Here is a 13,867-nt window from a genome sequence, read left to right as displayed (position 1 = left end):
TTTCTTCCACTGCAAGGAGCTCATCCGATGCGGCGCAGCGACGAACGGCGTGCAGGGCGACGACGTCGCAGCACGTCATGTAAAATGATCGGCAACCCTCTCAGTTACTGGCGTCGGCTCCCGGCCGGTGCTTTCGACCTGACATTGCGCACCTCGCTTCGACAAACCATCCGGAAGATCGGATCGACGCTGCCCGATTGGAAGGCGGCGGTCGCAGGGGATGCCGGTGCGGCGGTTGGTATCGTCCTTCGTCTGCATCCGCCGTTCCGCATTTCGGCGCGCACGGATCTGGCGATGAGCCTGCTCTTGAACTGCGCGTTCGAGAGCGCCGGCGCGGCGCTGGTGCTGTCACATTCACTGCGACGCATGCGCCTTTCGCGCAGCGAGCGCAGGCGGCTTGCAGACTCCTGGCTCGCTCATCACGGCAGGCTTGCGAAGTCGGGCAAGACAAAACGCGCGATCGGCCTCCGCCATGCGGGGCGAGGACGTCACGACAACGTTCGACCGGCTCATGATCCGTGGGGAGAACCAGATGACGCAGCGTAACAGCAATGACCGGGTTTGCGCACGCCCCGACCCGGCGGCATGGCGGGACGACGAATTGATGACGCTGACTGAGGCGGCGGCATTGTTCTGGCCGGACGGCCCGCTGACCGAGACGAGCTTGCGAACCGCGGTGCGCGATCACCGGCTGGCGATCTCGCAGATCGCGGGAAAATTCTTCACCACCAAGCGCGCTATCGCTGCGCTCGAGATCTGCAAGACTCTACCGTCCGGGCAGGACGGCGAGCATCGACGTGGCGACTATCATCGGGATCTGCGCAAGATCGCGAGCATGGGGCGATCTGTTCGAAAATGACCGACCAGGTATCGGGCCGGCTCAAACATGCTCGCGGTGCGCCGGTTGATCGCCTCGCCCGGCGATGCCACGTCCCTTGCGACCGGTCACAGGCTGCGGGCGATCAGTTCGATCAGGCGGCGTGTCAGGTGTCGTTCGCGGACGATGCCGGTGCCTTTCACGGCGGCCACATAATCGGCGACGCTCGCGAGCGGCGCGCGCCAATCCGCTGGCGCGAAACCGATCGGGGCAGACTTGCGGGCATTCAGGTAGGACAGCGCGGCACGCGGATGGGAGGCGGTTTCATCGGTCGAGATCAGCGACAGTGCGATGCAGTCCGGGCCGGCGTCTGGATAGGCGTTCGACGCAACCATTGCGAGAATGCCGGCCAAATGGTCCTCCAGCGTGATGCGGGAGCGGTCTTGCACGCGGCCGACCGGCCGCAATTGCCCGAAGCCATGCAGGCTCGCAACCGAATCCTTGACGAGGTCCGAGCCGACCACCGCGAGGAGCAAGCGCGCGGCGTCACCCGGCGTCATATGCGCGGCGCTGGATCCGTGCCCCTTGAAGGTGATCAGACGGCGGTCGAACTGCTGAAGATTTCGCAGATGCTGGACCACGGTGGACGCATGCAGCCCGGTGGCCGCAGGAAGCACCTCTCCAGCGAGTTTCAAAGACGTCACCATCGTCGCGGGTAATCCTTAAAACGGCATTCGAATCCTTATGACGTAAAACATTGTTGGTGGCAAATTAGCTGCCGCCGACCCGTCCTCCGCGAGACGAAGATCCCTTGGCTGTCGCGGCGCGACGCCAATCGCGTTGTCACAATTGAGCGGAAAAATAGCTGAGTTGGTGAGTGAAAGCGACGGGTGTTGTCGGCCGGTTCCGCGGTTCTGCGAGGTTGTGGAACCCTTTCGCACTGCAGCGTGACAGTCGCACAAACAATAATTTACGTCGTTGATGTCGTTGGCACGGACCGCAGACCGCTTCCGCGGGCAACGACAGTCAAAGAGGTGAACAGATGAGACCGATGCCGTTCCCCCCTGCCGGGGGACGCGTGGATGGCTTGCGCCCCGAGCGCACCCTGCCCCGCAGCCAGTCGACCGTTCGTTCGTTTTCAGCGCCCGCCTCCCTCGCAACTGGATGCGGGACCGTTCCAACCCAGCGCATGGGAGTGAGCTCATGAACCGGCCCAACAGGAAGATCGAGCGCGACCGTCATTTGCCCTTGATCGGCTACAACGAAATCGAAGCGGGCAAGCGCGAGCTCGCACGCGCATTGTTCGTGGAAGGCGAGAACGAGACCAGCCGGCGGCTGCTTGAGCTTCTCCGCACCTACAAGATCGTCGACGAGCCGCTGCCCTATCTGGCATTCCGGGGCGACGCCGACGACCGTCAGGCCATGATCGTGATCCGGGACGGATACGAGATCAGCACCGAGATCCCGAAAGGCGACTATGAGGACCCCTATGCCTGCCCGCAAGCCGTGGCCAGGTTAGAAGCCCATTGCGACGAGAAGGCTTTTCGCCTGCAGGCCAAGAAGGCGCCGGAGGACATCCGCATCTCCGAGGTCGTGACCCGCTACCTCGCCTTGCTCGACCCCGACAATCTCGACAAGCGCGCCCGCGAGCTTCGAGAACGCCAGTGCAAGGAGCAGAACGAGGCCAGTCCCTGGAATTACTTCCGCAGTTCGAAGAACGGCGCGATCCAGGTGATCGAGAAGGAAGAGAACACGCTTCTCGGCGAGGTCAACCGCAACTTCGGGCGTAGCTACAGGCGCTGGCGGCAGCAGCGGCCCAAGAAGCTGGGTGGCGCCGACCACGAGGGCAACATGATCGCGACCGTGAAGGATCGCACCGTCATTTCCCACCTCTCGGTCATTAACCGCGCGTTTGCGTGGTTCCTCGACGAATACCAGCCCCCGATCCGTCTGCAATTCGACATGCCGCCGGTCGAGGACGAGCCGGGCCAGAAGATCTGCCTGACCTGGGGGGAGGTCCAGCGGGTCATCCTGTGGTGCCTGGGCTACGTCTGGATCGTGGGCGAAGGTTTTGCCACCGAGTGGCGCATGTGCGGGACGAGCTGGCGCCTGGTGCCGGTCCGGCTGCCGCGCAAACTGACCGGTTACCGCCTGAAGCTGATCCGCTTCATCCTGATCTATTTTCTGACCGGAACGCGGTTCAGGGCGATCCTCGATCTCGGCTGGGAGCCAATGGATCGTCGCGGCTGGATCTCACTCGCCACTTGTTGGATCTACCGCAACGGTCGCAACACCCCGCGTAACAAAACAAAGCCGCGCGAGGCCGGTCCGATCCTCCCCCTCGCCCGTCGCCTGTTCGCCAGCTGGCACGCCCGCGACGAGGGCTTGCGCCGACGCGATGGTTGGACACGGCCACGGCGTGGCGGACATTTCTACGTCGTCCATGACGGGCGGGGCAATCCGATCAGCCGGAGGGTGATGGAGGACCTCGTCAAGGAGGCCTTCGCCGCCGTCGAGATCGGGACCACGGCCCACAAGGCCAAGCATGGCGGTGTCACCACCTATCACGAGGCCGGCTTCCTCCTGCATCAGATCTCGTTCTTCTTCGGCACCACCGAGGCTACGGTCGACAAGACCTATCGTGTGTTGCGGCGTGCCGAGCAGATCGGTTTCGATCCGGACCCCGAGGCGGCCAATGGCGCGCTGCGCCCGGAGCTGCTGCGCCTGCCGCCGCCGAACCTCGAGCGACTGACCTTCCGCGGTCTGGTCAATCCACGTGGCTGGCTGCCGAAGATCCGCCGCGACGCGTCCCCGGCGCCAGCACGAACGCCTCCGCGCAAGGCCGCGTGAAGCCCGCCCAACACCATCGGGGTCCCACCTGGGGCCCCGATCCTCGTCACAAGGAGCGACTTTCGATGCCATCCTGCGCCGCAGCCCCCCGCGTCTCGGCCCGCTCCGCACGGCCGCGCAGGCCGCCCTCGCGTGCGCCGAGGCAGTTTCAAATGCTCGCGTCCGCCAACCGAGGATCTGCTAAATGCCGCGAGGAAGAACCGCGATCGCAAGGCCGGCGCCGCGCCCGGACGATGCGCCACGCAGCACCGGGGACGTCATTTTCCTGCTGCAAAGCGAAAGCCTGGCGATGCCGCAAAACCGTGAGGTCGGCCGGCTTCGCTCGTGCGTGGTCATCGTGCTCGCAGCGACTGCCCGTATCGGGCCCCACACCGCGGTGTCGATCCGCTGGAAGGATTTTCGCGACGACGCGGTCGAGGTGCGCGGCGCCCCGCGTGGGCCTACATACAGGCCAGTGTTTCTGCCGATCGCGCGCGAACTGATCGCGCGCTACCGGGCCGCATTGCCCGCGAGCCATATTGACAGCGAGTTCCTGCTGGTCTCGCGCAGCGGCCGCAAGATGCAGGCCACCGACATCAACCGCTCGTTCCGCTCGCTGGCGCGCCATCTCGGCATTCCCGGCAGCCAGTTCGTCTCGCGCCTGCTCGACTATTTCGACCGCCAGTTCGATGCGGCGGACGATCGCGCCGCGGTGGCAGCCCTTGCGGGCCGGCGTCTGGCGCCCGACGAGGTCGGTTCGCTGCCGGCACGGGAGATCGAACGCGCACGGGAAGATCGAGGGCGCCTCGCCGCCGTGCTCAAGGCCCATCACGCTCTCGCCGGCCCGCCCGGCCGGTTTCTCGGTCCCCGCGGGCTGCGCCTCGCGGCCAAGACGCAAAAACTGGCCCGTGCCAAGCGGCTTCCGATGCAGCGCTCAGTGGCGGTCAGGCGCGATTCCGTCTGCCGTCTGCTGACGGAAGAGCGGTGGGACCAGCATCAGGGCCGGCAGCGCCGGCGGCTGAAAGCGCTGTATTTCGACACTCTCGACGATATGCGCATCACGGGCGAGCTGGCTTATGCCGACATCGCCTATCTCTTCCACGTGCGCCTGCGCACCGCCAAGGCCTGGGCGTGGCGGCGGCGGAGGTCACGGCGCACCGAGGCGCAGGCGGCCCGTGAGCTGCAGTGGCGAGCCGCCCTGCCCGCGCTCTATCGCGCCCGCCCGCCTCACGAACGGCTGCTCGGTTTTCAGGCCAGGATCGCCGCGGAGCACCCGGACTGTCCATTCCTGGGGGCGCAGATCAAGGGCGTCCTGCTGGTCGCAGGTGCGCTTGGAGGGCGCCCGCACTGATCCAATCGGCTATTCGGATTACAATGTTGAACTCACGACTTTTGCGAACAGTCTCGCTCAAGCGTGTGCGGCGGCGCCTCGGAGACCACATTGCTTTCGAGCAGAATCATTCGAAGCGCGTTGGCTTAGCCGGACGCGCGTCGCGGTCATGTTCAATTGCCTCGACATCGGCATTGGTGAGGCCCATCTTCCGGCTCATCTCCGAAAGGGCAGTGCCGAGCCGCAGCCGGCCCTCGGGACGCACGGCGGCCTCCAGAATGGCGCGCATTTCCGCTTCCGCGCTGCGATTGTGCTGCGCCGCGCGGACTTTCAAGGCGCGATGCGCCTCCTCGGAGAGGTTGCGGATGGTGACAGCCGCCATGATGGCGCCCCTCCGGGACTAACTGCGATGATGCTTGATAGCATTTTCCCGCCGCACGAACCAAGCCCGGTGCAAAACCCCAAGGATGGCCCGGGCCAGGCTCAACGAGTATGAGCGTGGCACGCGCACCGATGCGCTTTGCCGCCGCGACCCGGGTCGTCAGAATCCTGCTGCAGATGACGTTGTGCGCTTCTGGAGCCGGCTGTGGCATAGACGATGCCTCCGACGAGTTCGAAGCTACCCTCACGGCCCGAGATCGCGTCCAAGAATTCCTCGATTGAGAGCGTCTCGCGCGCGGCACGAGCCATGGCGACTCCCTATTTTTGCCGCGCGTGTCAGCGGCGAGACGCGCTTAAGACTTTCGTCCGCGACGTTTGGCCCGGCAAGCCCTTTTGTCCCGCCAGCATCACAGCATCCCTGAGAACACGGTCCCACATCCAGCGTCCGGCCACGCCCCGCCATCACGCGTCCTTGCGCGCTCAACGAGTGATCGATCGCGTAAGGACGCGTGAAGGCGCGCCGTGGCCTTGCAGCTGGCTTCGAAGCTGGGTGGAACCGAAAATCGCGTTGTCAAAAACTTCGGAAAATCGGCGGTTTACGGTCAAGCAAATCCGCGTAAATCGGCGGCAACGAGACACCCCTGGACGCGATCAAACGGCTCGAAACCGGGTTTTTGCGGTATTTCGGTATAGGAAATTGGTGATTTTAAAGAAGGACCAAGAAAACGCGCAAAATTCCTCACGATCGGAATCGGCCCAGCAGCGCAATCGCTTATCAACGACCGCAATCGTCGCGGTCGAGCCCGCGGTGCCTAACGAGATTGCATCCCACGCGATCGGATGCGTTGAGACGCGTCTCAACGCATCGAGCAAATGATGACAGTTGAGCGAGCGCCTCACCTCGCCTGACGAACTTCAGGTTCGGTGCAATCGTGGTGCAGGTTCGCAAATGCGGCAAAGTCCGACGCCTGCTAACAACGACCCGCCCTGGTTTCGGTGGACGTTAGCGTCTCGAACCAAAATCTTGCGAGAAGCGGAGCCGCCCAATCGCGCGCGAAGCCGCTTCAAAGGTCTAAACGCAGATCATTTCAGATCACTTTATGTTACTCGGCGCAACTAAACCGCCACTGCGCCCGGTGCATCGGGCAACCTGAATGGTCATGGGCGGCGCCTTCCGTGAACCACCTAAAAGCGTTCGCGCGTCGCACCCGGCGAGGTGGTCGAGTGGCCAAGACTCCCATTTTCATTCCACGCGTTGCCATCGTGCACTGCCGATGTCCCGATCTCCAATCCTTGCATGGTCAGCACGCTGTCGAGCGCATAGGAACAACCTTGGACTTATCGCGCAGAGTCCGACATGGCGCTCGACGCCCGCCGCAGTCCAATCCTTGGACGGCCCTCGGCGCAGCCTGCTCACTTTCAGAAGGTTCGTGCGACCGCCCTCAAGGATTCGGCCCGGCAGTGGCAGCACCCCGCCAAGGCGGTTGTGCCAATCCCGCCCTCGCCATTTGGTCAAGCGGAGGACGAAGGTGATATCCCGAGACTCGCACTGCGCATGTCAAGCTTACACAAGGATTCGATCGCCGGCGCAATGCTGTGGAAACTCCGCAACCCACGCTTGAAACCGCTCTTCGGCCCCACACCGAAGCCAAAAGGCGGAAGGCGAGGATGCGCATGCGGTGCCTCCCGGCTCGGATGCTGACGGTTGATTTCTCCCCGCGCGCGCCGTTCCGCCCGATACCGCGCACCCGCGGACCGGAGGTGTCCGGAGTTGTCCGAAGTTGTCCCCGTTGGCGTGATCGCCTCGCCTTGACTCAAAAGCCCCCGCGGGTCGGTCTAGACAAGCGATAACGCAACCTGCCGTTCGGCAATGGGCCAACGGACAGCTGAGAGGAGTAGATCATGGCGAAGCGGGCGAAACCCAAATTCCTGGTGATGACGGTGCGCAGCGACGACCGCGGCGAAGACATCTGGCACATCATTGACGGTCGTCGGGTCACCCCGACGGGTTACGCTGTCGAAGAACACGTCGCCGCCGGACGCGCATTCCGAAAATACCAGGTCGACAAAGAGGAGACGACGAAGCCGGCGCGACGCGGCAAGGTCGCGCTTCGACGTCGGTTCGCCCGCCGAACCGCGCGCGGCCAGGGCTAATCGTTCGGCGGATCGGTGACGGGCGTTTGCAAGGTCGACCCGGTTGAATATAACGCGCCGTCTGAAACGGCGCTTCGCGCCGATGCGTGGGAACGAGGCTTGGGAAGCGCGGAACTGTCGCACGCTCCCCACCATGTCCGCGCCACGTGAACCGGATCAAAATGGTCAAGATCGACGGAGGCGACGTCGCGGGACTGACGCCCAGACAGCTCAATCGCATCGTCAAGGCGATCGAGGAAGACCTCGAATTGCTTGAGGACTTCAATCGGCGCGTCGATCACCTCGAGCGATCCGGTTTCAGCAAACGCTACGAGGCCGACATCCCCAACGTGATCACCAGGTTGGAGAACGTCTCTTTCGAATGCACCGACGGTCCACGTGTTTCATTCGTTGCACAAGTCCATTCGTGGATCGAGGACTTCAGCCAGGACGAGATCGACGCCTTCATCCTGAGCTATCGCATCTTCAGCCAGCGCAATGACAGGCTTTCGATCGCCTCGCTGGCCGGCATATACGACAAGGAGTGGATGCCGCCGTCGGCGCGCGCATGTTTCGAAGATGCCCGCAAACAACTCAACGACCACCTGGACGGTCCCGCGACCGTGACCTTTCCTGACGGCTTTATGCTCGAACGCACCTTGGTCAACGTCATCATCTATGGTGGGCTTGCCCACAGCAACAAGCAGAAGGCCAAAATCTTCGAGTCCTGGGAAAACTCCGGAGTCATGGGCTTCATGTGGGCTGACTTTATGGCCTATGCAAAGGAGGCCGTGGAAACGCTCAAATATATGCGCGGTCTCAACCGGGCGGTCATTGAGGCCCTCAACACCGAGGGTCTGAGGATCGAGGCCGTCGCTTCTTCCTCCACCTAAGTCGCGATGTGATGAGGATGACTCATCAGCGCCTTGGTTTGTCAATTGAGCATGATCTTTTTGGAGACCGCCGCGCACCAGAAAGCTCCTCCCCTTCCAAGCTCCTGTACGTTCGCGCGCTAGCGCGATGCCTAACATCAAGGAACAGTTCAAGGATCCCATCTATTCCGACCCGCAGCGATGGCTGAGTCTGCGCCGTTGAAGCGAGGCAGCCGCGTGAACTATGTGGATTGAGACGGCATTCGTAGCAGGTCACGGTGCATTGTTTTTCTCCGTGCGTCCCAGAGTCCCTGTATCTCCGCGTCGGGCCCTGACATCATGGTTAGCTTGATCGGTCAGCGCGAAGGCGGTTTGAGGGGGCGACCCCGCCTTTTCTTGGCGGCCTTCCCGCGGGGCCGTGCGACCGGCTTCGTCCATTGCGTGAGGACGCTACCTTGTGGCAGCACGAGCTCCGCGACCTGGACGCCGAGGGCCGAGGCGATCTTGTGCAGCGACAGCAAGGTCGGGTTGGCCTTTCCGGCCTCGATCTCGCTGATTAGCGCCTGGCGAAGGCGCGTTTCGTCGGCCAGATCATACTGCGTCCACGATTTCAGCAGCCGGCGCTCCCGCACGTTTCGCGCAAGCAATCGCTGGGTATATGCCGGTTTCCGGGGCCTCATCCGACAGGATGATGCATTTCGCGAGTTCGGAAAAAACACGCTTTACCGTATGAAATGCGCTTCTGCGCATCCTGTGCACCGATTTTCCCGCCCGTTTTTCATATACGGTTCGGCAGTCTGGGAGGGCCGGCCCTGGGCCCGGCCCTGAGGGCGGCGGCAGCACGCCTCTTTCACGCCCGCTCCGTTTTCGGGTGCACCGCACGACCGGTGTACCCGGCGAGATTCGGCAACTGCCGATCTCCTCCGCACGGGGAGGCAAGCGAATCGGATATGATGTCGGCCAACCGGGCCACACGCCCAGGCGCTTCGACATGATGCAACGATCTGACATCGTTTCGGCCGGTATTCCACCGCGCGCTGAACTCCACAAGAGCTGGCCTTACCGGCGTCAACCGACGTCCCGCGCCCCTGGCTCGACCAGCTATCGGAGGCAAGAGCCTGCCTCGATGCGGCGGACATCCTTCCGGACGGCTCGCAACGTCTCTGTCAGCTGATCGATACCGCCTGTGACATCGAGGAGGCAGCGATCCGGGCTCTCTCAAGGTGAGCAGCCTGATCGGCAAATGGCTTGGCTTCTCTAAGCTCCTGCCCGCCGCCGCTTCCGCGGCGATGGCGGTCTACGACCGCGTGGTCGGGAAGTCGCCGCGGCTCAACTTCGACACCACAAGTGGCGGCATCGAGTTGCACGTCTTCAACACGCGCGACGAGACCATCATTGTTGAGACCATCCAGGCCTCGCCGCCGCTGCTCGCCTTCTCCGAAGGAGAAGCACTGCGCGACACCATCAGAGCTGCATCGGGTCAGGTCAACGGCCCAGACACGGACCGCCCAATTGCCGTGGTCTCTCCCGGTCAAAAGGCCGAAATCAGGATCCTCAGGACAAAGCTGGAAGGCAATCAGCCGGACCAGCTGATTTGCGTGACCGTTTCCTGGCGTACTGCCCGCCGTCGCCGATTCTCGCGAAGCTCGATTTCGATTCAGGTCAGCGTCCGGGACATTCGTGATTTGCTTGTCGAGGTCGGCCGCAAGCAACCCGGCGTCATGCTGGTCTGACTCCATCACTCCGTCCGTTCAGGAAAGAATGACTCTGTACCACTACACATCAGCCGCTGGTCTTCATGGCATTATCAGCAATATCGATGATTTCATCTGCCCAGGCATCATTGCGCAGATCCATCGCGCGCGCGTATTGCTTCTGGAAGGCCTCGTCAGACGGCAGGAGCACGGTGAAGAAATAGGTCATGCTGCACATGCCCGGCTCAGCCAGGATGCAACGAACTGTCCACCCTTGGGGCAGCAGTTCCAGTAGGCGCCAGAGCGTACGTACCCTAAAGGAAGAGTGATGACTGTTTCAGAGGAAGTCCGAGTTTGGCAGTTTCGAGTGCGAGGCTTTGCGGTTGCTGGAGCTGTATGTCTCGCCTTGATTTTCTTGCTGAAGATTCTCGATCCAACCGAGTTCGTTAAAAGCATCATTCGTCCGCTTGTTCTGCTTCTCGTATTCCTTTGGCTGTGCGGGCTATATTGCACCTACCGGTATTGGAAAGATTTTAGAGAAGATGAAATACGGCGCGGCGGATCAGCGGAAACCGCTCGCGCAAAATGGCATACACTGCACCCGCCTCCTGGCTAGATGCTGGTGGGCCGCTTTGGGTCAACCCGCGAAGAACTCAGGCTGAGCAAATCTGGTCCGCTCTGCCGCCACGAGCGGACCTCTGGTTTACCCTCAGGTTCAGACGTAACTAAGCGCCATTCCTAGTGGCGCGAAGGCCATAAGCCGTCGATGACGACCGAGCGCATGACTCCCGCTCAACCCTGCGGAGCCGGCGTTTATCGGCACTCGCCCAGGTCCGAACCTACTTACGTCGGGGGGCCGGCGGCAGTGGCCGTCCAATTTGGTCAGCTGTGTGATGACATGCGGCAACGACGTCGCTCAAGCAGGCGCGGGCTGCCCAAGACATTGGTCCCAGTAACAAACTAGGCGTGCACGGCTCTCCCTGCTTTGCGTTACGGGCGACGTCGCAATGGCCAGTTACAGGTCAGAGACCCATTTCTGAGCCGTCGCTGCGGGCCGCATGGCCAGCAGCTTCCGCGGCAGGCGAACCGTCTAGAGGTGCCCTGACGACTCGCCCAACCACGTACCGAAGCATCACCAGACCTCTTCGGGGCTTTCCCGCTGTCATCCACCGGTGACCTCGACTGAGACCGGTCCCTCAGGCGCTCAGGAGCGTACGTGAAACCGCGGTTCATGACGAACCGCCACGATCCCCTTAAACGGAATGGATCAATGGCGAAACGACAGAGCGCGAAAGTTAAGTATCTGGTCATGACGGCCCGTAGCGACGACCGCGGCGAAGAGGCCAAGCATATCATCGACGGTCGCCGTGTGGTTTCGACCGGTCTTGCGCCCGACGAGCACGTCGCGGCACGGCACGTCTTCCGAAATTATCAGGTCGACAAGGACCAGAAGCGGGCCACGCCATCGCGCCTTTGCAAGGGCGGATCTGGCAAACCGCTGGGCACACGACGCGCTCGCACCGCCCGATAGCGTATCAATCGCGCGCAGGCTCGCGTTTTCACAATTCGATGAACATCCATACAGCTTGCGTGAGGGTAAGCTACTTGCGCGTCACGCCAGCAGCTTGTCCAGTGTGATCGGGAGGCGGCGGATGCGCCTTCCCGTGGCGTGATACACGGCGTTCGCAATCGCAGCGGGGACGCCGACGATGCCGATTTCGCCAAGCCCCTTGACGCCCAGCCTGTTGATGCGGTCGTCGCGCTCTTCGACGAAGATCACCTCGATGTCGTGAATGTCGGCATTCACGGGGATGTGGTACTCGGCGATATTCGCGTTCATAATCCGGCCGAAGCGGTGATCCGTCACGGTCTCCTCGTGCAGGGCCATCCCGATCCCCCAGACCACGCTGCCCATGATCTGGCTGCGACCGGTCTTGGGGTTGAGGATCCGCCCGGCCGCGACGGCGCTTACAACGCGCGTGACGCAGATGACACCGAGCTGTTCGTCCACCTTCACCTCGACAAAGACGGCCGAATGCGTGTTGCGTGCGTGCGACTTGTCCTCCGCGAATTGGTTGAGCTTCTGCTTCTCGATCCGCTCAAGCTTGCCGTAGCGCATCGCATCCGCGATCGGGACCGCGCAGCTCTTGTCGCCGTCCTTGGCGATCGTGCCGTCGACAAGGATAACATTGGCCGCATCAGCCAGCGGTGAGGCGGGTATCGCCTTGGAAAGACGCGCGAGTTCTTGGCGAATGTCCTCGGCCGCTCCCAACACCGCATGCGCACTCGATGCGGCCATCCACGAGCCACCCTCGACGGGGGCCTGCGGCAGGGTCGAGTCGGCGAGCCTGACGTTGATATTCTCGATCGGCAGCCCGAGCGCATCGGCTGCCACCTGTGCCACGATGGTGTAGGTGCCGGTGCCGATGTCGGACGCCGCGCAGGAGACTTCGGCATGGCCATTCGCGGTCAGCACGATGCGAGCTGCGACCGGCATCTGCAGCGCCTCCCACACGCCTGTCGCCATGCCCCAGCCGACCAGCTCCTTGCCGTCGCGCATCGAGCGCGGCGCGGGATTGCGCCTGCTCCAGCCGAAGGCTTGCGCACCGCGGGCGTAGCATTCGCGCAGCTGCTTGCTGGTGTAGGGGAGGTCTTCACTCTGGTCGCGGTCCGAGTAGCACTTCAGCCGCAGCTCGACGGGGTCGAGCTTGAGCGCGACGGCCAATTCGTCCATGGCGCATTCAAGCGCGCAGACGCCCGAAGCTGCGCCCGGCGCGCGCATGTCGCAGGGGGTGGAGACATCGAGGCGAGCGAGCTTGTGGGAATAGCGGCTGTTCGGGCTCTTGTAGAGCTGTTCCGCCCAGCCGACGTCGTTGCGCGCGAAATCCTCATAGCGTGAGGTGACGGCGGTGGCCTCGTGCGTGACCGCCTCGAGCGTGCCGTCGGACCTGGCGCCGAGCCCGACGTGCTCGATCGTCGCCGGCCGGTAGCCGAGCCCGTACATCTGCTGCCGCGTCAGCACCACGCGAACGGACCGCTTCAGCGCCAGCGCGGCAAGCGTTGCCAGCACCACCTGGTATTGCGGCCGCAGGCCGGAGCCGAAGGCGCCACCGACATAGGGCGAGAGCACGCGGATATCTTCCGGATTCTTGCCGAACACGCTGCAGAGAAACTTGTGAACGTTCTGGACGCCTTGCGTCTTGTCGTAGATCGTGAGCCTGCCGCCGCCGTCCCAAACCGCCGTGGTTGCATAGAGCTCCATCGGGTTGTGATGCTCGGTCGGAACGAAGTAGTCCGCCTCGTGCTGTACGGGTGCTCCGGCAAGCGCTGCGACGGCATCCCCGCGGGGCTTGCTCGGTCGCTTGACCTCGGCGGCTTTGCCGCGCTCGGCTTCGAGGTCGGTCGCAAACGCCTGCTCCTGATAATCGACACGCACCAACGTCGCGGCGAATTTGGCGATTTCCCAGTCGTCCGCCACGACCAGCGCGATCGGCTGGCCGTTGAACTTGATGCTGTTGTCGTAGAGCGGACGGAATGGCGAGCCTTCGTCCGGCGCCACTTCATCCTTCCAGGCCTCGTCCTTGTCGGCGAGCGGCGTCCGACGCGCATGCGTGAGCACGTCGAGCACGCCCTTCACCTTCAGCGCCTCGCTGGTGTCGAGACGCGCAATGCGCCCGCGCGGAATGGTGGCCGTGACGACGAAGCCATGGGCGAGTCCATCGGCCGAAAATTCGCCGGCATATTTGGCGGCTCCGGTGACCTTGGCGCGGCCATCGACGCGGGACGTTGGCGTTCCGACATAGGCGTTCAT

Annotated in this window: 13 protein-coding genes; 8 read left to right on the top strand and 5 right to left on the bottom strand. The window is 63.0% G+C overall.

From position 1 onward, the window contains the following. The first annotated feature begins 27 nt into the window (after positions 1-27). Together BRAGE_RS51620 and BRAGE_RS51615 are read left to right on the top strand one after the other, a co-directional pair. Positions 28-546: a hypothetical protein gene (locus BRAGE_RS51620; RefSeq protein ID WP_156950849.1), complete on the top strand. Its 519-nt coding sequence runs from the start codon at positions 28-30 to the stop codon at positions 544-546. After that, the gene (locus tag BRAGE_RS51615) at positions 533-859 is read left to right on the top strand and encodes a hypothetical protein (RefSeq protein WP_027563713.1); all 327 of its coding nucleotides are present in this window, start codon (positions 533-535) and stop codon (positions 857-859) included. The genes BRAGE_RS51620 and BRAGE_RS51615 overlap by 14 nt, the downstream gene beginning before the upstream one ends. An 86-nt stretch (positions 860-945) precedes the next feature. Here BRAGE_RS51615 and BRAGE_RS0110480 read toward each other — a convergent pair whose 3' ends face one another. Continuing rightward, positions 946-1,512 carry a hypothetical protein gene (locus BRAGE_RS0110480; RefSeq protein WP_141263312.1) on the bottom strand — a complete coding sequence of 189 codons (567 nt, stop codon included), beginning with the start codon at positions 1,510-1,512 and terminating at the stop codon, positions 946-948. Between the two features lie 508 nt (positions 1,513-2,020). Here BRAGE_RS0110480 and BRAGE_RS0110475 point away from each other — a divergent pair. Both BRAGE_RS0110475 and BRAGE_RS0110470 read left to right on the top strand, forming a co-directional pair. Next, positions 2,021-3,667, top strand: a complete 1,647-nt coding sequence (locus tag BRAGE_RS0110475) for a hypothetical protein (protein WP_027563711.1) — start codon at positions 2,021-2,023, stop codon at positions 3,665-3,667. A 289-nt stretch (positions 3,668-3,956) separates the two neighbouring features. Beyond that, positions 3,957-4,997, top strand: a complete 1,041-nt coding sequence (locus tag BRAGE_RS0110470; RefSeq protein ID WP_141263314.1) for a hypothetical protein — start codon at positions 3,957-3,959, stop codon at positions 4,995-4,997. Between the two features lie 106 nt (positions 4,998-5,103). Here the strand turns inward: BRAGE_RS0110470 and BRAGE_RS0110465 are convergent, their stop codons facing one another. After that, positions 5,104-5,358, bottom strand: coding sequence for a FitA-like ribbon-helix-helix domain-containing protein (locus BRAGE_RS0110465; RefSeq protein WP_027563709.1), 255 nt, complete (start codon positions 5,356-5,358; stop codon positions 5,104-5,106). Positions 5,359-7,259: 1,901 nt separating this feature from the next. On the opposite strand from BRAGE_RS0110465, the gene BRAGE_RS0110455 reads away from it, so the two are divergent. Together BRAGE_RS0110455 and BRAGE_RS0110450 are read left to right on the top strand one after the other, a co-directional pair. Then, positions 7,260-7,511, top strand: a complete 252-nt coding sequence (locus BRAGE_RS0110455; protein ID WP_027563708.1) for a hypothetical protein — start codon at positions 7,260-7,262, stop codon at positions 7,509-7,511. Between the two features lie 161 nt (positions 7,512-7,672). After that, entirely contained in the window at positions 7,673-8,383 is a 711-nt protein-coding gene (locus BRAGE_RS0110450) for a hypothetical protein (protein ID WP_027563707.1), read from the top strand. Between the two features lie 335 nt (positions 8,384-8,718). Here BRAGE_RS0110450 and BRAGE_RS52110 read toward each other — a convergent pair whose 3' ends face one another. After that, the gene (locus BRAGE_RS52110; protein ID WP_063617226.1) at positions 8,719-8,994 is read right to left on the bottom strand and encodes a helix-turn-helix transcriptional regulator; all 276 of its coding nucleotides are present in this window, start codon (positions 8,992-8,994) and stop codon (positions 8,719-8,721) included. 591 nt (positions 8,995-9,585) lie between these two features. Here BRAGE_RS52110 and BRAGE_RS0110440 point away from each other — a divergent pair. Next, positions 9,586-10,095, top strand: a complete 510-nt coding sequence (locus tag BRAGE_RS0110440) for a hypothetical protein (protein ID WP_027563706.1) — start codon at positions 9,586-9,588, stop codon at positions 10,093-10,095. Between the two features lie 49 nt (positions 10,096-10,144). On the opposite strand, the gene BRAGE_RS54430 is transcribed toward BRAGE_RS0110440, so the two are convergent. Beyond that, entirely contained in the window at positions 10,145-10,342 is a 198-nt protein-coding gene (locus BRAGE_RS54430; RefSeq protein WP_347336543.1) for a hypothetical protein, read from the bottom strand. Positions 10,343-11,326: 984 nt separating this feature from the next. On the opposite strand from BRAGE_RS54430, the gene BRAGE_RS0110430 reads away from it, so the two are divergent. Beyond that, positions 11,327-11,587, top strand: coding sequence for a hypothetical protein (locus BRAGE_RS0110430; protein ID WP_027563705.1), 261 nt, complete (start codon positions 11,327-11,329; stop codon positions 11,585-11,587). An 81-nt stretch (positions 11,588-11,668) separates the two neighbouring features. On the opposite strand, the gene BRAGE_RS0110425 is transcribed toward BRAGE_RS0110430, so the two are convergent. Next, on the bottom strand, positions 11,669-13,867 hold the full coding sequence (locus tag BRAGE_RS0110425; RefSeq protein ID WP_027563704.1) for a xanthine dehydrogenase family protein molybdopterin-binding subunit: 2,199 nt from the start codon (positions 13,865-13,867) through the stop codon (positions 11,669-11,671).

The sequence above is a fragment of the Bradyrhizobium genosp. SA-4 str. CB756 genome (assembly GCF_000473125.1).
In the GTDB taxonomy this organism is placed as follows: domain Bacteria; phylum Pseudomonadota; class Alphaproteobacteria; order Rhizobiales; family Xanthobacteraceae; genus Bradyrhizobium; species Bradyrhizobium arachidis.
The sequence above is the reverse complement of the archived record's forward strand: the minus strand, read 5'-3'. Positions and strand labels throughout refer to the sequence as shown.